Here is a 21,817-nt window from a genome sequence, read left to right as displayed (position 1 = left end):
GGGGGGTGTCAGCTGGCGGGGTCGTACATGAACTCGCGCAGCTCCTGGGCACACCGGCAGGCCGCCGCAATCTTCGCAGCCCACTGCTCGGCCTCCGCCCGGGTGGGCACTTCCAGCACGGTGAACCCGCCGGTGATGTCCGAGCCCGGGTAGATGTCCGTGCCCGCGGAGCCGTCGGCCTGCACCAGCACGGGCGCGATGTCCTCCGCGATGCCGCCGCCGAAGACGTAGACGCCGGCAGCCTTGGCCTCCTCGATCACAGCGTGGGATTCGGCCACCACAATGGGGAACTCCTCTTCAGTGAGGTTCATGGCTTGGCCCTTGCCCGGAAAGGAAATCAGGTACTTGGTCATGGGTCGATAGTGCCACGCGGCCCCTCACCCGGGAAGGCCCCGATTCTGGCTCCACACGATGGCATCCATGCATGGCCGCCGAAGCACCGCTCCGGGTGTTACGGACACGGACGACGGCGGTCAGTCGCCTGGTGCGAGCGCGTCCGCCCAGGCCTTTTGGTTCCGTTCGACATACTGTGCGGCCGCCCGCCAGTGGGCTCCGTGTCCGTTGACGAACATGTCCGCCCAGGGCTGGAAGCCGGACTGGTGCGAGGACTCCAGGAGCTGGTGCATGGCCGCCGCCCGCCGCGCCATCGCAGCCGGAAGCGCCGCCCGCAAGGAGGCATCGGCGTCGTACCCGTCCACCAAAGCGCGAAGCCTGAGCGCCGCGTCCTGCACCGGCTCGCCTTCGACCAGGAGGCCGAACGACTGCGCCGAATACGCCAGGTCCCACAGCCGGGTGCTCGGGCCGGCACCGTCCCAGTCGATGAACACCCAGCGCTCGCCCATGATGAGGTTCCAGGGCGCGAGGTCATTATGGCACATTAGGTCCGGCTTCTCGGCGGGCAGCAGCATCTCCCAGGAATCCGGGGTGGGGATGGCAAAGGCCTCGCTGGCGTCGTGGATCCTCCGGATCATGCCGCCCACCCGGGCCAGGTCCTCCCTGGCCAGCGGCAGCAGGTCCATGGCCGACTGGCCGTTGATGAACTCGACCACGGCCCGGCCCACTTCGTCGCAGCCCAGCGGCTGGGGAACGTCCACCCCGGCGGTCCGCAGCGCTGCCAGGTAGCCCTGAACTGCGGACGAGGTATCCAGCCAGGGCTTCCGGACGGTGTTTCCTACCCGCACGACGCCTGCGGATGCGTTCCCGCCGGTCAGCTCCTGCTCGTCAGCGCTCACCCGGCCACCCTACCCGGGTGAGGTCGTCCGGAAGGTGCCGGCCGCCGTCGTGCACTCCTGCCCAGTTGCTGGATCCTCACCATTGCGACACGCCCTCAACGGCGGCGCGTTGGACGTGCCGAGCCCGGGTCCCTGCAAGTAAGTGGGCGGGAGTGCACGCCATAACCGCCTATCGGCCGGCGAAGAACTCCGCGGACAGCTTCTTCGGCGCCCGGGTGGCCCAGGCTTCCACGAGGATCTCGGCCAGCTCGTCCCGGGGGATCTCGCCGAGGCGGGATTCCTGCACCAGGACGGCGTTGTACCCGTCGAAGTGCGGGATGGTGAAGAACGGAACGGACGGGTCCTCCACCAGGGCGGCCTTGGCGGCCTCGTCCGGGACCACGATCACCAGCAGGTCCCGGTACTGCTCCCCAGTCTCCGGGTCTATGGCCGTCTTGTGCGGTGCCCGGTACAGCACGAAGCCCCGCCCCTTGGGCCCACGCGGCACCTTGTAGGTGGGCCGGTCACCCCAGGAAATCCCGAGCTCCACCTCCGGCAGGCCGCTGCAGATGGCATCGATGTCTTCGGGTGCGGCCATGCGTTCCATGGCCACAAGGTAGCCCGCCCCGGGGAGGGCGGCAATACCCGCAGCCGCCGATCCCGGTCCTGTAGGCTCGGGGAACCAACGCCTGAGGGGGCAGACGCATGGAACAGGAACGCTTTAGCGACGACACCAAACCACCGGCCCGTGCTAAAAGCTTGGACGAGCAGGTCAACATCAAGTTCACAGCCTGGGCCGCCAGTGTCGTGGCCCTTCTGGTCATGGCGCCGTCCGTCTACCGCCTTGCCAGAGGTGCTTTCGCCGGGTGGGATCTGGCGTTCATCGCTGCAGGCATCGGGCTCATCGCCTTCCACATGGTGCGTTTGAAGCGGCTCCGCAACGGACAGGGCCGCACACAGTGAGCGCTTCACGGACTGCAGGCAAGACCCTGAAGGTACCGCTCATCATCATTCTCTCGATCATCGCGGCCCTGGCCCTTGGGGTGCTGCTGAACCCGCTTCCCAAGCCCGCCAAATTGGCCGTTCTGGACCGTCCTGCCACGTCAGCGGATACCCTCCCGGAGGGTGTGACTCCCGTCCCCGAGGGCGAGCACACGTTACGGCTCGTGGCGGACGCCGACGACATCCGGTACTTCGTCAGCCAGAACACAGACGGAACCACGTCCTGCCTGACGGTGTTCCCGGACAACCACCCCCGCCAGTGGGTCGCCGGCTGCGGCACTGGGACCAACAGCAAGCAGGAAATCGTGCGGATCGGGTCCAATGGCATCGTCAGCGCCGTCCTGGTGCCGGACGGCTACAACACCGCCGAGCTCGAGCAGGGCGGGTTCAAGAAAGTCCACCAGAACGTTTACGCCGCCCGCACTCCGCGCGTTCCGGGCTCGCGCTGAGGAAGCACGACGGCGGCGCGGGACTTTTGAGGTTCCGTTACCGCAGGTAGCTCCCCGGGCCCGGGTAGGCCGCCCAATATTGCGCCTTGCTCACGGCCTCGTCCCCGAGGTACCAGCTGACAACGAAGGGCACCAAGGCCAGCACCGAAACCAGTCCGCCGGCAATGATGCGAACAGGACGGCGGGGCAGGGCGAACATCGAAGCAGCCGCGGTTGCCATTGAGGCAGCGGGTACGGCGACTCCGATAGCCATGATCCATTGGCGCTTGGGAATCTCAGCCTCCCAGTACTCCACCGGGTAGTCGTCGGGGTCCCAGTCGAATCCCGACCCGAACACCATGAACGTCGACAACACCGACAGGAACAGCAAGGTGACGGCAAAAACCATCAGCACGCCGCCATCCAACCGTTTCCCCATGCCAACCATCCAACCACGGCACTGGCCACGCTCCTGACCCGCACCTGACCGGGCGGGACCGCGAAACTGGCCGCCCGCCGTCGTACGCGGTCTTCCGTTGGCGACGCGCACATCCGACCATGACGCGCACATTCGCTGTCGCCCCGGAGATATGGCCTGCGTGGTCGAAGATGCGCCTCGAAATCGAACAGGCGCAGCGAAAACGACCCACCGCAGCGCCGCCGGGACCACTGGGCTCAGGGCCGAAGCTGCTCCTGCGCCCCAAGGGCAGGCCGGGCAGCCCCGTCCAGGCTCCGCTGCGTCGCCGCCCAGCTGGCCAGCATCTTCAGCGCGTCCTCCGACGGCGAGGCGGGCTCGGCCGTGTAGACGTTGATGCGCAGACCGGGATCGGCAGGGAGCTCAAGCGCCTCGTAGGTCAGGTCCAGGTCCCCCACGGCCGAGTGGTGCAGGCGCTTGCGGCCGGTGCGGTGGTATTTGACGTCGTGCTTGGCCCAGCGGGTGCGGAACTCCTCGCTGCGGGTGGAGAGCTCGCCGATCAGGTCCGTGAGGTCCTTGTCGAACGGGTTCCTCCCGGCCGTGGAGCGCAGCACGGCCACGATGTCGTCGGCGCTGCGCTCCCAGTCACGGAAGAAGGACCGCGCTTTCGGGTTCAGGAAGGTGAACCGGGCGCTGTTGGGCGGCGTGACTTCCTCGGCCATCATGTCCTGGTACAGCGCCCGGCCCAGCTCGTTGGAGGCCAGGACATCGCCGCGGTCGTTGCGGACCCAGGCGGGCGCCGTCGTAATGGCATCCAGGATGCGCTGCACGCTGGGCCGCACCGTCTGCGGGCTCCGCTTGCGCCGCACCCGGGGCGCCGCCGCGGACGCCCGGGCCAGGTCGAACAGGTGGGCCGTCTCGGCGTCGTCCAGCTGCAACGCCCGTGCCAACGCCTCCAGGACGCTGTCCGATGCGCCCGACAGGTTCCCGCGCTCCAGCCGGATGTAGTAATCGATGCTCATCCCGGCGAGCATGGCCACCTCCTCGCGGCGCAGCCCCGCCACCCGCCGGTTCCCGCCGTACGCAGGCAGCCCGGCCTCCTCCGGCGTGATCCGGGCACGGCGGGAGGTCAGGAACTTCCGCACGTCGTCGCTGTGTGTCATGGCCTCCACGGTACGCGCCGGCCCCGCCCCGCAAACAGGTACCGGCGCACCCGGAACAACAGGCACTCCCCGCCGCCGCATCATCGCTGTTGCATGGAAAGCATGAATCCCTCTCCCACCGCAACGCGGCCGGCAGCGATCCTGGCGATCATCCTGGCCAGCTACTTCATGATCCTGCTGGACAACTCGGTCATCTTCACGGCGCTTCCCAGCCTGCAGGCAGAGCTGCAGCTCAGCGCCGGTGAACTCTCCTGGATCCAGGACGCGTACACACTGGTCTTCGGCGGCCTCCTGCTCCTCGGCGCCAGGGCCGGTGACCTGCTGGGCCGGCGCCGGGTTTTCGTGGCCGGGCTGGCGGTATTCTCCGTGGCTTCCCTGTTGATCGGACTGGCGCCGACCGCCGGGTGGGCCATCGCGGGCCGTGCCATCCAAGGCGTCGGGGCTGCGATCGTTGCCCCCACGTCGCTGTCGCTCCTGACCGCCAGTTTCGCCGAGGGCCGCGAGCGCACCCGGGCGGTTGCCCTGTACGGTGCCACTGCGGGAATCGGTTCCAGCCTGGGCCTGGTCCTCGGAGGTGCCTTGGCACACTGGATCTCGTGGCGGGCCGGGTTCTTCGTGAACGTGCCCATCGGTGCCGCCATGATCGCACTGGCCCCGCGTTTCATCCCCGAAGCCCCACGGATCCGGGGTCGATTTGATATTGCTGGCGCGCTGACCGCCACCCTGGGCGTCGGCACCCTGGTGTTCGGCATCATCCACACCGCCGAGGCCAGCTGGAACTCGCCCGTCACGCTCACGGCCGTGGGCACCGGCGTCGGACTCCTGCTCGCCTTCGTGCTGATCGAACGCAGGGCCGCGCAGCCCATCATGCCGCTGCGGCTGTTCGCCAGCCGTTCCCGCACTGGCGCGTACCTGGCCCGTTTCCTCTATATGGGCGCCATGATCGGGTTCTTCTACTTCACCACCCAGTTCATGCAGGGCGTTCTGGGCTTCGACCCGCTACAGGCCGGGCTGGGATTCCTGCCGATGACAGCAGTCAACTTCGTGGTGGCCATGGCCATCCCCCGCCTGGTGCACCGCATGCCAGGCTCGGTTCCGTTGCTGGCCGGCATCCTCCTCACGGTCGCCGGAATGTTCTGGCTTAGCCAGGCCACCCCAGGCTCCGGATACGCCGCCGGCGTGGCCCTGCCGATGATCCTCCTCGGCGCCGGGCAAGGCCTGGCCTTCGCTCCACTGACCTCCTTCGGTATTGCCGGCGCACCCGCCTCCGACGCCGGCGCGGCCTCCGGCTTGGTAAACACCTTCCACCAGATCGGCATGTGCCTGGGCCTGGGACTTGCGGTGGCCACTGCCGCCGCGGTTCCCGCAGGGCCCGCGCCCGCGTTCCTTGCCGCCCAGGTCAGCGCCGCCCTAACAGCCGGCAGTATCCTCCTGCTCCTGGGCCTGGCCATCGCGGCTGCGCTTATCGTCCCCGCTGACCTTGCGGCACGGCGGCAGGCGCAACGGACGACGCCGGAGGGCACCGCCCAGCGCGGGGCCGCGTCGCCGGCCGTCCCCGTCCGTTGAACTATGACCCGCAAACAGGTACCGGCGCACCCTCCCACAACCGCACAAACCGAAATACCGTGAAAGGCATGACCATGGAACTAACCCTCAACAACGGCGTCACCATGCCCGCCCTGGGCCTTGGCGTCTTCCAAAGCCCACCGGAACAGACGACGGCGGCAGTCCAGTCCGCGCTCGACGCCGGCTACCGGCACATTGACACCGCCGCCGCGTACGGCAACGAGCGGGAGGTGGGCGAAGGCATCCGCCGCTCCGGCCTGGACCGCTCCGACGTGTTCATCGAAACCAAGGTGTGGGTCAGCGATTACGGCTACGACGAAACCCTGCACGCCTGGGACAAGGCCGTGGGGAAGCTCGGTGTGGAACAGCTGGACCTGCTCATCCTGCACCAGCCCGCACCGGACCGGTTCGCCAAGACCATCGCCGCCTACAAGGCCCTGGAAACCCTGCTCCGGGACGGGCGTGTGCGGGCCATCGGCGTCAGCAACTTCATGCCGCACCACCTCAAGCAGCTGCTGGCCGAAACGGACGTGGTCCCCGCCGTCAACCAGATCGAACTGCACCCCTACTTCGCCCAGCCGGACGTCCAGGCAGCCGATGCGGCCAGCGGGATCCTCACCCAGGCGTGGTCGCCCATCGGCGGCATCACGTTTTACCCCGGCTGGGGTGATGAGAACCGGCGCAACGTCATGGAAGATCCGGCGATTGCCGCCGTCGGGCAAGCGCACGGCAAGTCCCCCGCCCAGGTGATGCTCCGTTGGCACCTGCAGCAGGGCCGCTCAGCCATTCCCAAGTCCACCAACCCGGGGCGCATCGCCGAGAACTTTGACGTGTTCGACTTCGAGCTGAGCGCCGAGCAGCTCGCCGCGATCGACGCGCTGGACTCCGGCGTGCGCAACGGGCCGGACCCGGACGAAGCGCGCCTGGACCGGTTCGCGATGCCCGTCCCCGAAGCCTGATCCCACCCGACACCCCCCGACAAACCCCCGAAAGGAAAACCCATGACAACGTGGCTCATCACAGGATGCTCCACCGGACTTGGCCGCGCCCTGGCCCAGGCCGTGCTCGAAGCCGGGCACAACGCCGTCGTCACCGCCCGTAATGCCGCCTCGGTGGAGGACATCGCGGCGGCCCACCCGGACACCAGCCTGGTCCTCCCCCTGGACGTGACCGACACCGCCCAGGTGGCGGACGCTGTGCAGCAGGCTGAGGCGCGCTTCGGCAGCGTGGACGTGCTGGTAAACAACGCCGGCTACGGGTACCGCGCAGCCGTTGAAGAAGCGGACGACGGCGACATCCGGAGTTTGTTCGACACGAACTTTTTCGGCGCGGTGGACATGATCAAAGCGGTCCTGCCGGGCATGCGCGCTCGGAAATCGGGGGCGATCTTCAACATCTCCTCCATCGGCGCCCGCATCACCCCGGCCGGCTCCGGCTACTACTCCGCTACCAAGGCCGCGCTTGAGGGCCTGTCCGGCTCGCTCCGCAACGAGGTGCAGCCGCTGGGCATCAGCGTCACTGCAGTGGAACCGGGCGCCTTCCGCACCGACTTCGCCGGACGCTCGCTCACACAGTCGGCGACGCCGATCGGAGACTACGCGGACACGGCAGGGAAGCGGCGCAAGGAGAACGACACGATGGACGGCAACCAGGCGGGTGATCCGGTGAAAGCGGCCCAGGCGATCGTCTCGGTGGCGGAATCCGGGAACCCGCCGGCGCTGCTGCTCCTGGGCACTGACGCGTACGGCGCCTTCGGCATGGTGGCCGACGCCCAGCTGGCCGAGCGGGAGCAGTGGAAGGACCTCAGCACCAGCACGGACATTACCGGCTAGGCCCTTAAGTTCCGCCCGCCCCACCCAACTAGGTAGCGCCAAGTGCCGTTTTGAGCCCTCAAAAGGACACTTAGCGCTACCTAGTTGCCGGGGTGCGTCAAGAACCCGTCAAAATCACCGGCAAACTGGCCCCTTTTCCGGCCCCCGGGCGTGTGATGGAGTGCAGGGTTGGCACGGGCAAAGGCAGGGCACATGCGCTGGGACGATCTTCCCCAACACGACAGCGGGGTCCGGTTCGCCGCCCCTCCTGAAGAGGTGGAGGGGTACGGCGGCCGCGGCGTGAACGCCATCGCCCTCCACCCGACGGGCGGATACGTTTTCCTGGACACAGGCGGCGCCGGCTGGTGGGTGGTCTTCCAGCCCGACGATGGTCCGGGACCGCACTGGCAGCAGGGCTCGGGAGACATCCTGGCCTGCAGCGCCGCGTTCGATGAGGTGGTCCACGTGGTGGTGCTGGCCTCGCATATCCGGGGAGCCGACGCCCTGGCTGCCTTCCACTCCGCCATGCCCTCCACCCTCGAAGAAGCCGTGGAAGTGGCCGCCGCGCTCACCACCCCAGCTGGGCCCACATAGTTCCAGGATGACGCCAGGTTCAGCTCGTCCAGCGGAGTGGGAGTGACGCGTTCACCAACAGGAACCCCAGGAGCAACCAGCCAGCGCACAGGAGACTCAGGTCCGGTATGAGGACGTTGTAGTCGATGCCGTTCTCACTGCCAACCTGCCGAACCTTCATCTGGAATCCTGCCACCACCAGGCCGACGGCGATAGCGGCTAGGCCGGCATAAGCTCTGGCGTTGCCTGCCCACCGGCGGTTGACCCACGGTATGAGGCGAACGGGCAGGCCAAGCACAACGAGTGAGACGATAGCGACCGCTGCCACCACGAGACCGCTCAGAGCCAGGCCGACCAAACTCAACAACCCGTCATAGGCGACCGTCAGGGACATCTGGATAATGCACCAGCTTGGCGCCATTACAGCCAAGGCCAGAGTCAGCTGACTGAGCGGCGCCAAACCGGCGCTTCCGTAACGTTGCCTAGGAAGGTCTCCCAGCGTTTGGGATCTCGGCGGTGGTGCCACGAAGTACTGCCAGTTCGCATCCCGGTACTGCGTTTCTGGGCTGACTGGGTAGCGTGGAGGTCCTGGTGGAACACCCCTGTCAGGGTCGTCAGCCTGGCCGTCCATGTCAGCCTTACGCCACTCGGCCTGGGCCACTCCGGCCGCCTAACCGAAACGACGCGTTTACCGCGAGGAAAGTAAGGGCGAAGCATCCTGCGGTGAGCAACCCTGGATGAGGCGTAGTTACATCAAACGGAATGCCGTCTACTTCGCCAACTTGGCGCGCCGAAATGTTAAATCCGGCAAGCAGGAGCCCTGCACCGGCTGCAGCGATAAGAACGTAGAGTCCCCAGTTCCCAAGCCACCAGCTGCTCAGCCGGCGGTTCAGGCGAAGAGGGAGTCCAAGCGCGATGCCTGCCCCCATGACGAAAATGGGCCCAAAGAGGAGCAGGATGATGGCGCCCAAGAACTCATATCCAGCGCTCGCTGGCATCAGGCAGACGAACAAGAGGACGGAAACAAAGGGATAAGCGATCGCCAGTTGCCTGATCGGGGCGATGTCAGGCATGTCTGGAGGTCTCACCCAGACGCCTTGTGCCTGGGCTCTTACGTCAACGTGCACTCGTGTCGGTGCAGGTGAGTCCGCTTGTTCCCCCATCCCGCCATTATGCCGGAGTTGTTTGTCTCGTAGACGGATCGTTCACGGCGCACCGGCTGCCGGTCTTTTGTCCGCTAATGACGGATGCTCCGAACCGGCGTCGATTTCCCGGTGCTTTCTACCCGGAGAGGTGCCCTTGTCAGTCCTCCCCCAAGGGCTCGAGCAAAACGAACTCGACCAGCTCGGGCCCGTCGCCCCAGGTGGCGATTATTTGTCGTGCAGTGTCGTAGTGCTCCTTGAGTGGTGCCTGCTGCTCAACTAGCTGGGACAGGTCGATGATGAAATCCAACATCGGGACGAGTCCACCTCTCTGATTGAATCAACGCATGCTTCTGACACGAAAACTACCTGGTGATCGCCAATGATGTCGCCGTCACCCTTTGACGAATTCATGACTGGGGAGTTAAACGACTTCATCCGTGCCCAGCTCCCCACGGCACTGGAGCATCTGAAGACCGGGCGGCGGCACTTCACGTACAACTCCATCAACGTGCTGCTCGACGCAGATGCAGGCACAGCGACAGTTGAAGACGTGTTGCCGTTGACCGCCAGAGCACAGTGATGCTCGAAGAGCTCCGAACTCCCTTGCGGACAGCTGAAGACTCATAAGCTGCTTGCATACGGAGGCAACACCGCGGCACGCCACAACAGCCGCGCTGACCACCCAACTGGGTAGCAGTTGATGCCGTTTTGAGGGCTCATAACGGCATCAACTGCTACTTAGGTGGGGAACGGGAATCTGCGCGTGCTGCCCCGTGTAGGGTCAACGGGTGGAAACTCAGAGGACTGCGACGCACACGGGCACACCGGATGGATTCAGGAACCGCCGGCAACTGCCGGACTCGGTCGCAGGACCGAACGGGTGGAAGCTCCCGGCCGCACTGGGGCTCCTCGCCTTCTGTGTCGCCTTCGTGGGCCTGTGGATCCCCTCCTTCTGGGACGACGAGATCGCCACCATCTCCGCAGCGCGCCGTTCACCCGGCGAGCTGTTGCTGCTCCTGCAGTCCGTGGACGCGGTGCACGGGCTGTACTACCTGTTCATGCACTTCTGGACGTCAGTGTTCGGATTCTCGGAGGTCGCCATGCGGATCCCGTCGGCCCTTGCCGTGGGGCTGGCGTGCGCCGGAACAACTGTCATCGGCAGCAAGCTGGGCTCACCTACCACGGGCATCGCCGCCGGCCTGGTCCTGGCGTTCCTGCCCCGCATGGTCTGGGCCGGCACCGAGGCACGCCAGTCTGCCTTCACGGCCGTGCTGGCAGTGGCCCTCACCCTTCTTCTGATCCGGGCCTGGGAGTCCAACCGCGTCCTCGACTGGGTGCTGTACGGCCTGTGCGCGGTGGTAGGTGTGTGGATGTTCATGTTCTTCGTCCTCGCCGTGATGGCACATGCAGCGGCAGCCATAATCCTGCGGCGGCGGGTCATCGGCACACTGGTGGCCTCCGCCCTGGCCGGGGCCACGGTGCTGCCGTTCATCCTCCATGCGCTGGGGCAGAAGGCGCAGGTGGACTGGATCCAGAACCGGTCCCTCGCCCAGACCCTCATGACTGCCGCCGTGAAGCAGTTCTTCTACGGTGACGACAGGCCCACCAACAACGCACCGCCGCAGTGGGTCCTGGGGGCCATGCTGGTGCTCGGCGTGCTCGAGCTGGGGCTGGTGGCGTGGGGTATCTGGGCATCCAGGCGCAACGGCCGGCACGGGACGCTCATCGTTCTGGGCCTCTCCATCATCGTGCTCCCGGCCCTGGGGCTCCTGCTGGTCAGCGTGGTGGCCCAGCCGGTCTACGTAGCCCGGTACCTGACCTTCACGGCCCCGGCCTTCGCCCTGCTGGTGGGCCTGGGCATCTCCCAATTGCCCGCCCGGAAAGCCTGGCTGCGCCCGGTGGCGCTGGCCGCCGTCGTCCTCTGCAGCCTGGTTCCCCAGCTGACCATCAAGAGCGTGGTCAACGAACCCGCCGACACCGAGCGCCGCATCGCCGGCATGCTGGACGGGGCACTCCCCCGGCCTGCCGCCGTCGTGTTCGGGGAGCCCTACCTGCGGGACCTCGCGCTCGCCTATCCGGATCGCTTCAACGGCGTGGCAGACCTCTCGCTGGAGGAAAGCCCTGCGGAGTCCGGAACGCTGTGGGGCGTGAACTCACCCGTGCAGGCCGGTGAACTGGCCGGCAGCGGAAATGTCCTCTTCGTTGGCCAGGACGGGGCGCCGGCGGACCTCGCCGCCTTCGCGGAAGCGGGCTGCCGGGAAACGGGCAACCAGCCGTTCGAGCGCATGGTCCTGATTTCCTTCACCTGCTCCTGACCAGCCGCGCTCACCACCCCAACTGGGTAGCGCCAAGCGCCGTTTTGAGCCCTCAAAAGGACACTTAGCGCTACCTAGTTGGGGGCGGGATACGCTGGCCTGATGCCCCACCTCAGCGACCTGCTGCCCACCCTGACGGCGCTCGCCATCCTGGTGGCACTCACGGTGGGCGTCCTCTGGGGCTCACGCACGCCGTCGTACCTCGCCCCCGCTGTGGCCATCCTCCGCGGCGCCGCCCAGCTGGCGCTCATCAGCCTGATCCTGGGCGGCATCATCAGCGACCCGCTGTGGGTGGGCGCGGCGTTGCTGGTCATGTTCAGCGTGGCGGCCACGACGGCGGCGCGCCGGCTGGGCTGGTCGTGGCACCGGTTCGCCGTGGTCGCCGGAACAATGGCGCTGGGCATCACCGCGACCCTCGGCGTCGTGTTCGCAACCGGCGCGATCGACTTCACGCCGCGGTACGTGCTGGCGGTGGGAGGCATCGTCATCGGCAACTGCATGACCATCGCCGTGCTGGCCGGGCGCCGGTTCTACGAGGCCGTCAATGAGCAGTGGGACCAGGTGGAGGGATGGCTGGCGCTGGGTGCCACCGCCGGGGTGGCCACTCTGGCGCAGGCCCGGCAGTCAGTGCATTCGGCCCTGATCCCCTCCACGGACCAGACCAAAACCACCGGCCTGGTCACCCTGCCTGGCGCGTTCGTGGGTGCCATCTTCGGCGGCGCCTCACCGCTGGAGGCGGGCCGGTTCCAGGTGGTGGTGCTCGCGTCCATCATGGCGGCGGGGTCCATCACCGCCGTCGTGCTTCTCCGCTCGCTGCGCGGCGTAAAGGTGCGGCCGGCAGTTCCCTAGGCCCCCGCACATAGCTCCGCCACGGCGTCGGCTGCTGGTGGCGGGCCCAACCCCGCTCCGCGGCGCCCCGGCCATGGCGGAGTGTTTTTGCTAATGCGAGACGCGGTAGGTGTGGCGGACATCGGTGCTGGGCTTGATGGCGGCTGCTGTAACCACCAGCGCCACTCCGCCTGCGATCCACGATGTCAGCGCCGCTCCCGTGGCGCCTGTGTAGGTCCCCAGCCAGGGCGAGAGGACCAGTCCTGCGGCCAGGATTGCCTGGACGTATTCCATGGCCGGCATTCCGGGCATGGCCAGGTTGATGAGGCCGCTGACCACCAGCAGCCCGCCGAAGGCGAGCATCAGGGCCGTGGACATGTTCAGCTGCCGGGTCCACAAGACCGCGACGGCGGTGAAGAGTCCGGCGGCAACCGTTGCCCAGTCCTGCCACCGATACCACTTAGTCACTGAATTTCCTTTCTGTCCGGAACGGCCAGGCCCGCTGCCTGTCCGCCCCGCGGACACTGCTGCCCGCAACTTAAGTCAACGCTTCACGGACGCCATCTTCAAGGGCAGAAAGGCCCGCCGCAAGGGCCCGAATAACCCCTTGCGCCACCGGTACCCAGTGTTACTATGTAGTGGTAGTCAGCAACACTAAGTAGCAGGAGCAGCACATGGGCAAACAGATGACGGAGATGCTCAAAGGCACGCTGGAAGGCATCGTCCTGGCAATCCTGGCCACCCGGCCCGCCTACGGCTACGAGATCACCACGCGGCTGCGGGATCAGGGCTTCGCGGACATCGCTGAGGGCACGGTGTACGCACTGCTGGTCCGCATCGAACAGCGCGGCCTGGTGGACGTGGAAAAGGTCCCGTCCGAGAAGGGCCCGCCGCGCAAGGTGTACTCGCTGAACGCAACCGGCACGCAGGAACTTGCAGAGTTCTGGAGGACGTGGAGCTTCCTCGCAGAACGTATCGAACAGCTCCACCAGGAAGGTTACTGACATGGCCGCCAAATGGATCGAAGCACTCACCGGCCCGCTCGAGCAGAAGAAGCAGTACAAGCAGGCCAAGGCACGCCTCGATGCGCTGCCCGAGCCCTACCTCACCGCCGCCGCGGCCTTCAACAGGTACCTCATGTACTACGGCGGAGTCACCGAAGGCGACACCATGGTGCAGATGATCTCCGACCTCGCCGACCTCTGGGAACGCGCCGCCATCGACGGCACGCCGGTGGGTGACATCGTGGGCAGCGATCCCGTGGAGTTCGCCGAATCGTTCGCCCAGGCCTACGGCGGCAAGCGCTGGATCGACAAGGAACGCGCCCGGCTGATCGAGGCCGTTGACGATGCGAAGAGGAAGGAATCCCGGCCATGACCGCAGCAGCCGTCCCGGAACCCGCCATCCGGGTGCGGGGCCTCGAAAAGTCGTTCAAGGACCTGCAGGTCCTGCGGGGCGTCGACTTTGACGTGGCGCCCGGGACCATTTTCGCGCTCCTCGGCTCCAACGGTGCCGGCAAAACCACCCTGGTGCGCATCCTGTCCACGCTGCTGGCGGCGGACGCGGGCACCGCCACGGTGAACGCGTACGACGTCGGCGCGGAGCCGGCGGAGGTGCGCGGGTCCATCAGCCTGACGGGCCAGTTCGCCGCGGTGGACGAGGTGCTCACCGGGCGGGAGAACCTGGTGCTGGTGGCACGGCTGCGCCACCTGCCCGACCCTGGTGGCATCGCGGACGGACTCCTGGCCAGATTTGCCCTCACCGACGCCGGCAACCGCAGGGCCGCCACCTACTCGGGCGGCATGCGGCGCCGGCTGGACATCGCCATGAGCCTGATCGGCAACCCGCCCGTCATCTTCCTCGACGAACCCACCACCGGCCTGGACCCGCAGGCACGCCTGGAGGTGTGGCAGACCGTCCGGCAGCTTGCGGGCCAGGGCACCACCGTGCTGCTCACCACGCAGTACCTTGACGAGGCCGAGCAGCTGGCAGACCGGATCGCCATCCTGCACCAGGGCACCATCATCCGGAACGGAACCCTCGCCGAACTCAAGAAACTCCTGCCACCGGCGACGGTGGAGTACGTCGAGAAGCAGCCCTCCCTCGAGGACGTCTTCCTGGCCCTCGTTGGAAAGGAACTGTGATGACCGCCCACGTCTTCAGCGACACCCGCGTTCTCACCGGCCGCTCGCTTCGCCACATCCTCCGCAGCCCGGATACCATCATCACCACGGCGGTGACCCCGGTGGCCATGATGCTGCTGTTCGTCTACGTGTTCGGCGGGGCCATCAGCACCGGCACGGGCGGTCCGTACGTCAACTACCTGCTGCCCGGCATCCTGCTGATCACCATTTCCTCCGGCGTGGCCTACACCGCGTACCGGCTGTTCCTTGACCTGCAGGGCGGCATCTTCGAACGGTTCCGGTCCATGCCCGTGGCCCGGCCCAGCGTCCTCTGGGCCCACGTGCTCACCTCGCTTGCCGCCAACTTCGCCGCCGTGGCGATCGTGGTGGGCGTGGCCCTGGTGATGGGTTTCCGGTCCGGGGCGTCCGTGGCGGCGTGGCTCGCCGTCGTCGGGATCCTGGCGCTGTTCACCCTGGCGCTGACGTGGATCGCGGTGATCGCGGGCCTGCTGGCGAAGAGCGTGGACGGGGCAAGCGGCTTCAGCTACCCGCTGATCTTCCTGCCGTTCATCAGCTCGGCGTTCGTCCCCACCGGCTCCATGCCCGGACCGGTGGCCTGGTTCGCCGAAAACCAGCCGGTCACCTCCATTGTGGACACCCTCCGCGCGCTCCTCGCCCAGGAACCGGTGGGCAGCGGCATCTGGGTCGCGCCGGCCTGGCTGGTGGGCATCCTGGCCGTCGCCTACGGGTTCGCGGCGGCCATCTACCGCCGGAAGTCCGCCTGAACCGTGCCGTTGAGATGGTGCCGGTTGAACTGGTTCACCGCGCGGCCCGCAGTGAACCAGTTCGTCGTTTTGGACGTTTTATCAGTGTGGTCCTCCGAATACTGACGGCAGTGGCATTGTTCATCGACGCCGGGGTGCACCTCTTCCTCGCCCCGGGCCATCAGGACGCGCCGCCCGGCGTGATCAGCCAGGGCACCCTGTTCCTGCTCGAGGCCGCCGCCGCCGTCCTGGTGGGGCTGTGGGTGCTGGTCCGCGGCAGGCGCGCCTCCTATGCCGCGGCCCTGGTGGTGGCTTTCAGCGCGTTCGCCGCCGTGGTGCTCTACCGGTACGTTGATGTCCCGGCGTTCGGCCCGTTCCCGGCTATGTACGATCCTGTGTGGTTCTTCTCGAAGACCCTTAGCGCCGTGGCCGAGGGGGCCGGAACCATCCTGGCCGCTGCGGGCCTGGCCCGCAGCAGCCGGCGCCGGCACGGCAGCAACAGAAGCAGTATCCCGGGGGCCGCGCGTCCGGATACTCCACGCCGGGATACTTAGATGGTGGAGACCATCGCAACCTGGCGTCCGACGCCGGCCGACCGGATCACCCTGGTCCGCGCCGCCCTCGCCGCCGCCTGCGCCGTGCTGGCCGTCCCGCCGCTGTTCACGGGGATCGTTCCAGGCGCGGATACCGCCCTGCTCCTGGTGGTCCTGGGCAGCACGGCACTCCTGCTCGACGCCGTGGACGGCCGTGTGGCCCGGCGGACCGGGACCGCGTCGGAGGCGGGAGCCCGGTTCGATTCCGCCACGGACGCCTTCCTGGTGCTGGTCCTGTCCGTGGCCACGGTGACAGTGGTGGGCCTGTGGACGCTGGCTATCGGGGCGATGTACTACGTGGTGGCGGCAGCCGGGCTTGTCCGGCCGCACCTGCGCCAGCCGCTGCCGCGGAGCGCTGCCCGCAAGGTGATCGGCGCCGTCCAGCCGCTGGCCCTGCTCCTTGCCTTGGCTACGGCCCTGATCCCGGGCATGCCGCCCGCCCTTGCTGCCGCGGCGCCGGCCGTGGCACTCCCGCTGCTCCTGTTCTCCTTCGGCCGTGACGTCGTCGCGCTTGAACGGCGCCACCGTGCGTCCGAGAATGCGGTTCCAAAAACGGCCGCGCAGCCGGCACCCGCAGGCGGCCCCGCCACCTGAACCAGAGCTCCAGGCTCTCGGGCCAAAAATTGTCCGTTCGGGACTTATCCGTTCGGGCCGAGGAACGCCCGGATAGCCCCGGCCATCCGCGGCGCCTGCGTCCAGTGCAGGTAATGCCCGCCCTCGAGCGGCAGCACCTGGTGCCGCGCCACGTTACTGAGCAGGTTCTCCGCTGCCGAGACCTTCTCCGCCGTCCGGGCAGTCTTTTCGTCGGCGATGAAGGCCAGGACCGGCAGGTCGTCCGGGTACCTGACGCCCCGCAGCGCCGCGGCGTTGTTGGCGATCCGGGCGGTCTCGTCCTGCACGGCCGGGTTGCCGAAGTTCCAGGACCACATCATGCGCATGCGCTTCAGTTCGTCGTCGGTGAAGGCGCTGCTGTCCGGGTCCACGACGGCGGGGGCCACCGATGCCACGGCCCGCAGCAGCCCGGTGGAGGACAGGGCCTTTGCCCAGTTGATGCCCGGCTGCGGCTCATCGACGGGCCCGTCCCCGGGTTTGGGGATGCTGGCGTCGATGCCGATCACCGCCGCCACCTCGCTGCGGTACCGGTTGGCGTAGTCCAGCAGGTAGAACCCGGAGATGGAGTGGCCGGCCAGGACGTACGGCCGCGGAACGTGCAGCGATGTCAGCGCTTCATGGAGTTCGTTGCTGATGTTCTCGTTGCTCCGCGGGCCGGCCTCCGCATCGCTGTAGCCGTAGCCGAACCCCTCCACCACCATGACGTCAAAGCCGTTGAGCTCGCGGACCAGCGGCTGGAAGTCGAGGCCGGGGGCCGGGGTTCCCAGCCCGCTGAGCAGCACAATTGCCTGGCCCTGCTGTCCGTTCCGCACCACGTTCAGGGTGCCGCCGGCCAACGCCACCCGCTCCCCATATGGCTGGACGGTGGCGCGCTCCCGGGACTCCAGGAACAGGTTCAGCAGCGTGGAGGCCAGGACCAGGCCCACCACGGCGAGCAGGACCAAGCCGGCCCGGCGCAGCCCGCGCCGGGGCTTCTTCCGAAGCCCGGCGTCGGTGGCCTCCCTGAGGGGGAACATTCGCGGACCGGCCGGTGGGCGGGATCAGGCAGTCACCGTCATCAGGCGGGCTTGGCGAACGCGGCGGCGCTCAGGATCTCATAGCCCACGAACGTCTCATCGCCTTCCACCCAGGCGTCATGGCCGGGCGGAATCGCGTAAGCGTGGCCTGCGCTGACGGTAGTCCGGGTGCCGTCGTCCATCTGGACGGTCAGTGTTCCCGAGGTGCAGATGCCCACGTGGTTGACCTCGCAGCTGTCCGTATGGACCACGGTCTTCACCGTCTCGGACCAGCGCCAACCGCGTTCAAAGGTGAGCCGGGCCAAGGTGGTTCCTCCGACGTGCACCACATCCACCACGGTGTTTGGCGGCCGGCGCTTCTCGTCGGGTTCATCGAAGGATTTCGCTTCAAGCGCTGTGGCGGTTTCTCCGGCCATTTCATTCTCCAGACAGGTTCTCCGGTGGGAGCATATTCAACTGTTCGTCCGGGGCGCCGGGGCAGCTCCGGGGATGGCTGGCCCCGGAAGGTTCGACGCCGAGGGTTCAACGCCGGTTTCCACGCCGGGCTTTCAACAGCCGCGCCGGCATCCAGGCCGCACCAATGCAGGCCCCAGCGGTATCAGCGTGCGCCCGGGAGGGGCCACTGTCAATCCCCCGGCAGCCCCCGCCGTGCACCCTGGATTTGGGACCCTACGGTGCAGTTGGCGGCGTCGTCCACCACGTCCTCCAGGTCGCCGGTCCGGTGCAGCACCTCGAGCTGGCGGACGGCTCCGGTGCCGGTGTGCAGGAGCTGGTCCGTCAGGTCTTCCACCCGCTGCAGGTCGCCCATGTCCTCCAACGCCGCGCGGATATGGTGCAGGAGGGAATTGACGACGCCGAGGGCCGGCCCGGGCCTGCTGGTCACCGGATCCAGGAGTTCCCCGCGCAGCCCCCAGCGGCTGGCCTTCCATCCGGCCAGCCGGAGCAGCGAGGTGGGCACCGGCGCGGGGTCGGTTCCGGCCTTCCATTCGCGGGCGGCCGTTTCCACCAGCCCGCGGACAATCCCGGCCAGCAGCACGGTATTCTCCGGCATCATGCAGGCGTCCGCGATCCGCACCTCCACGGTGGGATAGTGCCGGGACAGCCGGGCGTCGAAGTAGATCATGCCCTCATCCATGGCCACTCCGGTGCTCACCATGTCGTGTACCAGCTGGTGGTAGGCGTCCGGGGTGCCCAGGATGTCCAGCGGCCCGGCCGACGGCCACCGGCTCCACACCTGGGACCGGTAGCTGGCGTAGCCGGTGTCCTCACCATGCCAGAACGGGGAGTTGGCGCTGAGGGCTACCAGCACCGGCAGCCAGTTCCGGATCCGATCCAGCACCCCAACCGCCTCGTCGTCAGACTCCACGGACACGTGGATGTGGGTGCCGCAGGTCAGCTGTTCCCGGGCGGTGAGCCCGTACTCCTCCACCATGGCCGCGAACCGGCGCAGCCGCACCGGGTGCGGATCGCTCGGCAGCGGCGAGGTGCCCAGCGCCGCCACCCGGACGCCCACGTCCTCTGCGGCCTGCCGGGCAATGTCCCTCCCCGCCACGATGTCCGCCTGCAGACCGGCGAGGGTGGCGTGCGGCGGGGTGACCACTTCGATCATTTCCTGCTGGAACTCGGCCGTGAGCACCGGCCCGGCACTGGATTCGAACGGTCTGACGTACAAATCCAGCAGCGCGCCCGCCATGGGCACCGCGTCGCCCCGGCCGGGGTCCACCAGCAGCAGCTCCTCCTCTACCCCGAACGTCCTGGGCCCGGGCCGCCCGGCGCCGTTATTCCGGACGCTGCCCGCCGCCGTCGTGCTGCCTTGCCGCCGAAGGTCCTGCCCTGCTGATTCCTGCCCGTCCATGCCAGCCCTCCCGTTGGCCACGCCGTGGGTATCTGCTGGCGGTCGCTGCTTGCCGCCGAGGATTACAGGATAGGCACGCCGTTCAGCCTGCGGGAAGGGGCCGTGCGCTGAAGGGGACAGGCCGGCTGCACGCAATTAGGCAAGACAATTGGGTCTTTTTGATTGGCTCCGGCGGGTCTACGGTGGACAAACGGAGCTGCCCGCCCGGGGTGGCCGGCCAAGGAGGACTTTCCATGACAACGCACGTCGCGGACTGCAGCGTAACGAACTGTTCCTTTAACGACCACACGAACTGTAACGCCGCCGCCATCACCGTGGGCGGGGATGAAAACCACGCCCACTGCGCCACATTCATCGAGGTGGGCGTGCACGGCGGCCTGCCCAAGGTGCTCGCCGACGTTGGAGCCTGCCAGCGCAGCGAATGCGTCCACAACGACCACCTGATGTGCAAGGCATCCGAGGTCCATGTTGGCCCGGGCCGGGACAACGCGGACTGCCTCACCTACGCACACGCCTAGGCCCAACCTTTCGGGCCCACGCACCCGGGGCGGTTCCGCCCCGGGTGCACTGCTGTCCGCCGTCTGCCTCCCGCTGTACTTCCCCCGTGAACGCAGGTACATTCTGGACAGTGACGGGCACCAGGGCCTGTCCTCTCCGGCCCCTTCTGCACAGGCCGGCTCGAGTGGCCGCTGCAGTCCACCGGCGGCAATGGATGCAGACGCGGAACAGGCCTGCAGAGCATGAAGCGCCTACCCCTGGACGACCTCTCGGACACCATCGCACGCATCCGCGGACTGCTGCTGACCGAGGAAAAAGCAAGCCACGCCGTCGCCCTGATGGCCCGGGCCATCAAGGAAACCCTGCCCGGCCACCCGGAGGCGGGGGTGTCCATCCTGGACGCCGGCGGCAACCGGATCAGCAGCGCCGCCACCCACCCCCTCGTGGAGCAGCTGGACGCCGTCCAGTACGAACTCGACGAAGGCCCGTGCCTCACCGCATGGTCCGCGGAGGAGGTGGTGATCGTTGACGACGTCCGCACGGACCAGCGGTGGCCGAACTGGCGCGACGCGGTCCTGGACACAGCAGTCCGTTCCGTTGCCAGCGCTCCGCTGATGGCCGGCGGCCAGGCGCTGGGGGCCCTCAACGTCTACTCCCCACTGCCGGGCCAGTACGGCGGATCCACGGGCCGGATACTCCCCCTGTTCGCCGGAACTGCCGCCACGTTGCTGGCGCACATCCAGGGCACCGAGGTTCCGCTGCGGATGGCCGGCGACCTCAAAACCACCCTCGCCACCCGGGACACCATCAACATGGCCTGCGGGATGCTGATGGAGCGGCACGGCATCGGCCACGATGATGCCCTGGGCCGGCTGATCACCAACGCCCGGAAGTCCGGCACCACCCTGGCGGAGGTCAGCGCTCGATTGGTGGCCGGGGCTGCCGCTCCCTCGTCGCCCGGGAACAACGGCGAGTAAGGCACCGTGGCGGCAGGCCGGCGTCGTACGTTCTGCCGTGCACTATGAGCGCTATGACGTACGACGTCAGGCGTCGAAGTGCGTGCTGACCGTATCGTCGGCGGACACCGAGGCGATCACCCGGGCGGCAACATCGCGGAGCTTGACGTTGCGGGTGCTGGAGGCGGTCTTGAGGATGGCCATGGCCGTTTCCTGGTTGCACCGGTTCTGGCCCATGATGGCTCCGGCCGCGAGGTCGATGGTGGTGCGGGAGGCCATGGCGGCGGCAAGGTCGTCGCGCGCATCCGTCAGATGGGCGATCCGCAGCGCCAGCCGCAGGGACTGGCTGGCTTCCCGGGCAAACCGTTCGGCCAGTGCCACCGAGTGGGCAGGGAACGCATCCTTGCCGTCGGAATAGAGGTTCAGGGCCGCCCGCGCGTCATTGTCCACCGGGATGGGTACCGCCAGAATGGATTTGAGGGTTCCTTCGTTCACCGCCGCCAAGTACTCCGGCCAGCGGCTCTCGTGGTGCAGGTCCGGCACGTGGATGGTGGTGGCCAGGCGGATGGCCGACAGGCACGGGCCGTCATTGAAGGTGTACTGCACTTCATCCATGGCCCTTGCGCGTCCATCGCTGCTGGCCGCCGTTGCAGCCTTCTTCCGCCGCACCACGGTGACGGAACAGGACACCTGCTGCCCTGTCGAGGAGAGTTCCGCTGCGGCCTCAACGGCCAGGTCGTGGAGGAATTCCTCAACATGGGAACTGGTGAGGACCAGTTCGCCGAGGCGCTTGGCTACCGGCTCGTCGGTTCTGTCGTTGGCCATGGAGGGCTTCCTGGTGCTGCCCGGCACAGCCTCCCACGGACCAAACCGGGACCCGAGCCGCCCAGGACCGGACGGCAATTCCAGCCTACTCCCACGGCAACGCTTCGCGGCGGCCCCG

At 67.6% G+C, this 21,817-nt stretch carries 30 protein-coding genes; 17 read left to right on the top strand and 13 right to left on the bottom strand.

Features of this window, described 5'->3' with window-relative positions; translation table 11 throughout:
- Positions 1 to 8 precede the first annotated feature (8 nt).
- From ACFV4R_RS06660 to ACFV4R_RS06650, 3 genes are all read right to left on the bottom strand, one after another.
- Positions 9 to 353, bottom strand: coding sequence for a YciI family protein (locus ACFV4R_RS06660; protein ID WP_091722576.1), 345 nt, complete (start codon positions 351 to 353; stop codon positions 9 to 11).
- A gap of 120 nt (positions 354 to 473) precedes the next feature.
- Positions 474 to 1,232 carry a phosphotransferase gene (locus ACFV4R_RS06655; protein ID WP_377201367.1) on the bottom strand — a complete coding sequence of 253 codons (759 nt, stop codon included), beginning with the start codon at positions 1,230 to 1,232 and terminating at the stop codon, positions 474 to 476.
- 169 nt (positions 1,233 to 1,401) lie between these two features.
- Positions 1,402 to 1,818 (bottom strand): MmcQ/YjbR family DNA-binding protein, encoded by a 417-nt coding sequence (locus tag ACFV4R_RS06650; protein ID WP_377201368.1) that lies wholly within the window; start codon positions 1,816 to 1,818, stop codon positions 1,402 to 1,404.
- Positions 1,819 to 1,916: 98 nt separating this feature from the next.
- Here ACFV4R_RS06650 and ACFV4R_RS06645 point away from each other — a divergent pair, with 98 nt between their 5' ends.
- A complete protein-coding gene (locus ACFV4R_RS06645; RefSeq protein WP_377201369.1) occupies positions 1,917 to 2,174 on the top strand; it encodes a hypothetical protein in 258 nt (85 codons plus the stop codon).
- Positions 2,171 to 2,662 carry a hypothetical protein gene (locus tag ACFV4R_RS06640; RefSeq protein WP_377201370.1) on the top strand — a complete coding sequence of 164 codons (492 nt, stop codon included), beginning with the start codon at positions 2,171 to 2,173 and terminating at the stop codon, positions 2,660 to 2,662. Before ACFV4R_RS06645 ends, ACFV4R_RS06640 begins: the two co-directional genes overlap by 4 nt.
- Before the next feature lie 37 nt (positions 2,663 to 2,699).
- Here ACFV4R_RS06640 and ACFV4R_RS06635 read toward each other — a convergent pair whose 3' ends face one another.
- Both ACFV4R_RS06635 and ACFV4R_RS06630 read right to left on the bottom strand, forming a co-directional pair.
- Positions 2,700 to 3,080: a hypothetical protein gene (locus tag ACFV4R_RS06635; RefSeq protein ID WP_377201371.1), complete on the bottom strand. Its 381-nt coding sequence runs from the start codon at positions 3,078 to 3,080 to the stop codon at positions 2,700 to 2,702.
- 236 nt (positions 3,081 to 3,316) lie between these two features.
- Positions 3,317 to 4,219, bottom strand: coding sequence for a helix-turn-helix transcriptional regulator (locus ACFV4R_RS06630; protein ID WP_377201372.1), 903 nt, complete (start codon positions 4,217 to 4,219; stop codon positions 3,317 to 3,319).
- A gap of 102 nt (positions 4,220 to 4,321) precedes the next feature.
- On the opposite strand from ACFV4R_RS06630, the gene ACFV4R_RS06625 reads away from it, so the two are divergent.
- The 4 genes from ACFV4R_RS06625 to ACFV4R_RS06610 all read left to right on the top strand — a co-directional run bounded on the left by ACFV4R_RS06625 (position 4,322) and on the right by ACFV4R_RS06610 (position 8,190).
- A complete protein-coding gene (locus ACFV4R_RS06625; protein ID WP_377201373.1) occupies positions 4,322 to 5,785 on the top strand; it encodes an MFS transporter in 1,464 nt (487 codons plus the stop codon).
- A gap of 74 nt (positions 5,786 to 5,859) precedes the next feature.
- Positions 5,860 to 6,744 (top strand): aldo/keto reductase, encoded by an 885-nt coding sequence (locus tag ACFV4R_RS06620; protein ID WP_377201641.1) that lies wholly within the window; start codon positions 5,860 to 5,862, stop codon positions 6,742 to 6,744.
- Between the two features lie 42 nt (positions 6,745 to 6,786).
- Positions 6,787 to 7,617, top strand: coding sequence for an oxidoreductase (locus tag ACFV4R_RS06615; RefSeq protein ID WP_377201374.1), 831 nt, complete (start codon positions 6,787 to 6,789; stop codon positions 7,615 to 7,617).
- A gap of 192 nt (positions 7,618 to 7,809) precedes the next feature.
- Complete coding sequence (locus ACFV4R_RS06610) at positions 7,810 to 8,190, top strand: hypothetical protein (RefSeq protein WP_377201375.1); 381 nt, start codon at positions 7,810 to 7,812, stop codon at positions 8,188 to 8,190.
- Positions 8,191 to 8,209: 19 nt separating this feature from the next.
- On the opposite strand, the gene ACFV4R_RS06605 is transcribed toward ACFV4R_RS06610, so the two are convergent.
- The 3 genes from ACFV4R_RS06605 to ACFV4R_RS06595 all read right to left on the bottom strand — a co-directional run bounded on the left by ACFV4R_RS06605 (position 8,210) and on the right by ACFV4R_RS06595 (position 9,624).
- The gene (locus tag ACFV4R_RS06605) at positions 8,210 to 8,563 is read right to left on the bottom strand and encodes a hypothetical protein (RefSeq protein ID WP_377201376.1); all 354 of its coding nucleotides are present in this window, start codon (positions 8,561 to 8,563) and stop codon (positions 8,210 to 8,212) included.
- 244 nt (positions 8,564 to 8,807) lie between these two features.
- The gene (locus ACFV4R_RS06600; protein ID WP_377201377.1) at positions 8,808 to 9,242 is read right to left on the bottom strand and encodes a hypothetical protein; all 435 of its coding nucleotides are present in this window, start codon (positions 9,240 to 9,242) and stop codon (positions 8,808 to 8,810) included.
- A gap of 229 nt (positions 9,243 to 9,471) precedes the next feature.
- Positions 9,472 to 9,624 (bottom strand): hypothetical protein, encoded by a 153-nt coding sequence (locus tag ACFV4R_RS06595; protein ID WP_377201378.1) that lies wholly within the window; start codon positions 9,622 to 9,624, stop codon positions 9,472 to 9,474.
- Positions 9,625 to 9,723: 99 nt separating this feature from the next.
- Between ACFV4R_RS06595 and ACFV4R_RS06590 the strand changes: the two genes are divergently transcribed.
- From ACFV4R_RS06590 to ACFV4R_RS06580, 3 genes are all read left to right on the top strand, one after another.
- A complete protein-coding gene (locus tag ACFV4R_RS06590; RefSeq protein ID WP_377201379.1) occupies positions 9,724 to 9,894 on the top strand; it encodes a hypothetical protein in 171 nt (56 codons plus the stop codon).
- A gap of 208 nt (positions 9,895 to 10,102) precedes the next feature.
- Positions 10,103 to 11,629, top strand: coding sequence for a glycosyltransferase family 39 protein (locus ACFV4R_RS06585; RefSeq protein WP_377201380.1), 1,527 nt, complete (start codon positions 10,103 to 10,105; stop codon positions 11,627 to 11,629).
- A gap of 102 nt (positions 11,630 to 11,731) precedes the next feature.
- Positions 11,732 to 12,478, top strand: coding sequence for an ABC transporter permease (locus ACFV4R_RS06580; protein WP_377201381.1), 747 nt, complete (start codon positions 11,732 to 11,734; stop codon positions 12,476 to 12,478).
- Positions 12,479 to 12,568: 90 nt separating this feature from the next.
- On the opposite strand, the gene ACFV4R_RS06575 is transcribed toward ACFV4R_RS06580, so the two are convergent.
- Entirely contained in the window at positions 12,569 to 12,925 is a 357-nt protein-coding gene (locus tag ACFV4R_RS06575) for an SPW repeat protein (protein WP_377201382.1), read from the bottom strand.
- Between the two features lie 206 nt (positions 12,926 to 13,131).
- Between ACFV4R_RS06575 and ACFV4R_RS06570 the strand changes: the two genes are divergently transcribed.
- The 6 genes from ACFV4R_RS06570 (at position 13,132) to ACFV4R_RS06545 (ending at position 16,531) form a co-directional block, all read left to right on the top strand.
- A complete protein-coding gene (locus tag ACFV4R_RS06570) occupies positions 13,132 to 13,461 on the top strand; it encodes a PadR family transcriptional regulator (protein WP_377201383.1) in 330 nt (109 codons plus the stop codon).
- 1 nt (position 13,462) lies between these two features.
- The gene (locus ACFV4R_RS06565) at positions 13,463 to 13,834 is read left to right on the top strand and encodes a DUF1048 domain-containing protein (RefSeq protein WP_377201384.1); all 372 of its coding nucleotides are present in this window, start codon (positions 13,463 to 13,465) and stop codon (positions 13,832 to 13,834) included.
- Entirely contained in the window at positions 13,831 to 14,601 is a 771-nt protein-coding gene (locus ACFV4R_RS06560; protein ID WP_377201385.1) for an ABC transporter ATP-binding protein, read from the top strand. The genes ACFV4R_RS06565 and ACFV4R_RS06560 overlap by 4 nt, the downstream gene beginning before the upstream one ends.
- Complete coding sequence (locus tag ACFV4R_RS06555) at positions 14,601 to 15,365, top strand: ABC transporter permease (RefSeq protein WP_377201386.1); 765 nt, start codon at positions 14,601 to 14,603, stop codon at positions 15,363 to 15,365. The genes ACFV4R_RS06560 and ACFV4R_RS06555 overlap by 1 nt, the downstream gene beginning before the upstream one ends.
- Positions 15,366 to 15,475: 110 nt before the next feature.
- Positions 15,476 to 15,898, top strand: a complete 423-nt coding sequence (locus ACFV4R_RS06550; RefSeq protein WP_377201387.1) for a hypothetical protein — start codon at positions 15,476 to 15,478, stop codon at positions 15,896 to 15,898.
- A 3-nt stretch (positions 15,899 to 15,901) separates the two neighbouring features.
- Positions 15,902 to 16,531 carry a CDP-alcohol phosphatidyltransferase family protein gene (locus ACFV4R_RS06545; protein ID WP_377201388.1) on the top strand — a complete coding sequence of 210 codons (630 nt, stop codon included), beginning with the start codon at positions 15,902 to 15,904 and terminating at the stop codon, positions 16,529 to 16,531.
- A gap of 44 nt (positions 16,532 to 16,575) precedes the next feature.
- Here ACFV4R_RS06545 and ACFV4R_RS06540 read toward each other — a convergent pair whose 3' ends face one another.
- The 3 genes from ACFV4R_RS06540 to ACFV4R_RS06530 all read right to left on the bottom strand — a co-directional run bounded on the left by ACFV4R_RS06540 (position 16,576) and on the right by ACFV4R_RS06530 (position 19,420).
- A complete protein-coding gene (locus tag ACFV4R_RS06540; protein ID WP_377201389.1) occupies positions 16,576 to 17,565 on the bottom strand; it encodes an alpha/beta fold hydrolase in 990 nt (329 codons plus the stop codon).
- A gap of 41 nt (positions 17,566 to 17,606) precedes the next feature.
- Entirely contained in the window at positions 17,607 to 17,981 is a 375-nt protein-coding gene (locus ACFV4R_RS06535; RefSeq protein WP_377201390.1) for a cupin domain-containing protein, read from the bottom strand.
- A gap of 209 nt (positions 17,982 to 18,190) precedes the next feature.
- Positions 18,191 to 19,420 carry a glutamate--cysteine ligase gene (locus tag ACFV4R_RS06530; protein ID WP_377201391.1) on the bottom strand — a complete coding sequence of 410 codons (1,230 nt, stop codon included), beginning with the start codon at positions 19,418 to 19,420 and terminating at the stop codon, positions 18,191 to 18,193.
- A gap of 233 nt (positions 19,421 to 19,653) precedes the next feature.
- Here ACFV4R_RS06530 and ACFV4R_RS06525 point away from each other — a divergent pair, with 233 nt between their 5' ends.
- Positions 19,654 to 19,938, top strand: a complete 285-nt coding sequence (locus ACFV4R_RS06525) for a DUF1540 domain-containing protein (protein WP_377201392.1) — start codon at positions 19,654 to 19,656, stop codon at positions 19,936 to 19,938.
- Positions 19,939 to 20,160: 222 nt separating this feature from the next.
- Entirely contained in the window at positions 20,161 to 20,895 is a 735-nt protein-coding gene (locus ACFV4R_RS06520) for a GAF and ANTAR domain-containing protein (RefSeq protein WP_377201393.1), read from the top strand.
- A gap of 66 nt (positions 20,896 to 20,961) precedes the next feature.
- On the opposite strand, the gene ACFV4R_RS06515 is transcribed toward ACFV4R_RS06520, so the two are convergent.
- Complete coding sequence (locus ACFV4R_RS06515) at positions 20,962 to 21,699, bottom strand: GAF and ANTAR domain-containing protein (RefSeq protein WP_377201394.1); 738 nt, start codon at positions 21,697 to 21,699, stop codon at positions 20,962 to 20,964.
- Between the last annotated feature and the right edge of the window lie 118 nt (positions 21,700 to 21,817).

This window comes from Pseudarthrobacter sp. NPDC059871 (assembly GCF_042731175.1).
In the GTDB taxonomy this organism is placed as follows: Bacteria; Actinomycetota; Actinomycetes; order Actinomycetales; family Micrococcaceae; genus Arthrobacter.
Note: the sequence above shows the minus strand (reverse complement) of the source record. Positions and strands in the feature narration are given on the sequence as shown.

Coding starts and splice junctions, on each gene's coding strand:
- ACFV4R_RS06570 (WP_377201383.1), top strand. CDS start 13,132: ATGGGCAAACAGATGACGGAGATGCTCAAAGGCACGCTGGAAGGCATC.
- ACFV4R_RS06610 (WP_377201375.1), top strand. CDS start 7,810: ATGCGCTGGGACGATCTTCCCCAACACGACAGCGGGGTCCGGTTCGCC.
- ACFV4R_RS06635 (WP_377201371.1), bottom strand. CDS start 3,080: ATGGGGAAACGGTTGGATGGCGGCGTGCTGATGGTTTTTGCCGTCACC.
- ACFV4R_RS06625 (WP_377201373.1), top strand. CDS start 4,322: ATGAATCCCTCTCCCACCGCAACGCGGCCGGCAGCGATCCTGGCGATC.
- ACFV4R_RS06520 (WP_377201393.1), top strand. CDS start 20,161: ATGAAGCGCCTACCCCTGGACGACCTCTCGGACACCATCGCACGCATC.
- ACFV4R_RS06590 (WP_377201379.1), top strand. CDS start 9,724: ATGACTGGGGAGTTAAACGACTTCATCCGTGCCCAGCTCCCCACGGCA.
- ACFV4R_RS06535 (WP_377201390.1), bottom strand. CDS start 17,981: ATGGCCGGAGAAACCGCCACAGCGCTTGAAGCGAAATCCTTCGATGAA.
- ACFV4R_RS06650 (WP_377201368.1), bottom strand. CDS start 1,818: ATGGAACGCATGGCCGCACCCGAAGACATCGATGCCATCTGCAGCGGC.
- ACFV4R_RS06615 (WP_377201374.1), top strand. CDS start 6,787: ATGACAACGTGGCTCATCACAGGATGCTCCACCGGACTTGGCCGCGCC.
- ACFV4R_RS06600 (WP_377201377.1), bottom strand. CDS start 9,242: ATGCCTGACATCGCCCCGATCAGGCAACTGGCGATCGCTTATCCCTTT.
- ACFV4R_RS06605 (WP_377201376.1), bottom strand. CDS start 8,563: ATGTCCCTGACGGTCGCCTATGACGGGTTGTTGAGTTTGGTCGGCCTG.
- ACFV4R_RS06580 (WP_377201381.1), top strand. CDS start 11,732: ATGCCCCACCTCAGCGACCTGCTGCCCACCCTGACGGCGCTCGCCATC.
- ACFV4R_RS06620 (WP_377201641.1), top strand. CDS start 5,860: ATGGAACTAACCCTCAACAACGGCGTCACCATGCCCGCCCTGGGCCTT.
- ACFV4R_RS06540 (WP_377201389.1), bottom strand. CDS start 17,565: ATGTTCCCCCTCAGGGAGGCCACCGACGCCGGGCTTCGGAAGAAGCCC.
- ACFV4R_RS06595 (WP_377201378.1), bottom strand. CDS start 9,624: ATGTTGGATTTCATCATCGACCTGTCCCAGCTAGTTGAGCAGCAGGCA.
- ACFV4R_RS06530 (WP_377201391.1), bottom strand. CDS start 19,420: ATGGACGGGCAGGAATCAGCAGGGCAGGACCTTCGGCGGCAAGGCAGC.
- ACFV4R_RS06660 (WP_091722576.1), bottom strand. CDS start 353: ATGACCAAGTACCTGATTTCCTTTCCGGGCAAGGGCCAAGCCATGAAC.
- ACFV4R_RS06525 (WP_377201392.1), top strand. CDS start 19,654: ATGACAACGCACGTCGCGGACTGCAGCGTAACGAACTGTTCCTTTAAC.
- ACFV4R_RS06555 (WP_377201386.1), top strand. CDS start 14,601: ATGACCGCCCACGTCTTCAGCGACACCCGCGTTCTCACCGGCCGCTCG.
- ACFV4R_RS06565 (WP_377201384.1), top strand. CDS start 13,463: ATGGCCGCCAAATGGATCGAAGCACTCACCGGCCCGCTCGAGCAGAAG.
- ACFV4R_RS06630 (WP_377201372.1), bottom strand. CDS start 4,219: ATGACACACAGCGACGACGTGCGGAAGTTCCTGACCTCCCGCCGTGCC.
- ACFV4R_RS06645 (WP_377201369.1), top strand. CDS start 1,917: ATGGAACAGGAACGCTTTAGCGACGACACCAAACCACCGGCCCGTGCT.
- ACFV4R_RS06515 (WP_377201394.1), bottom strand. CDS start 21,699: ATGGCCAACGACAGAACCGACGAGCCGGTAGCCAAGCGCCTCGGCGAA.
- ACFV4R_RS06560 (WP_377201385.1), top strand. CDS start 13,831: ATGACCGCAGCAGCCGTCCCGGAACCCGCCATCCGGGTGCGGGGCCTC.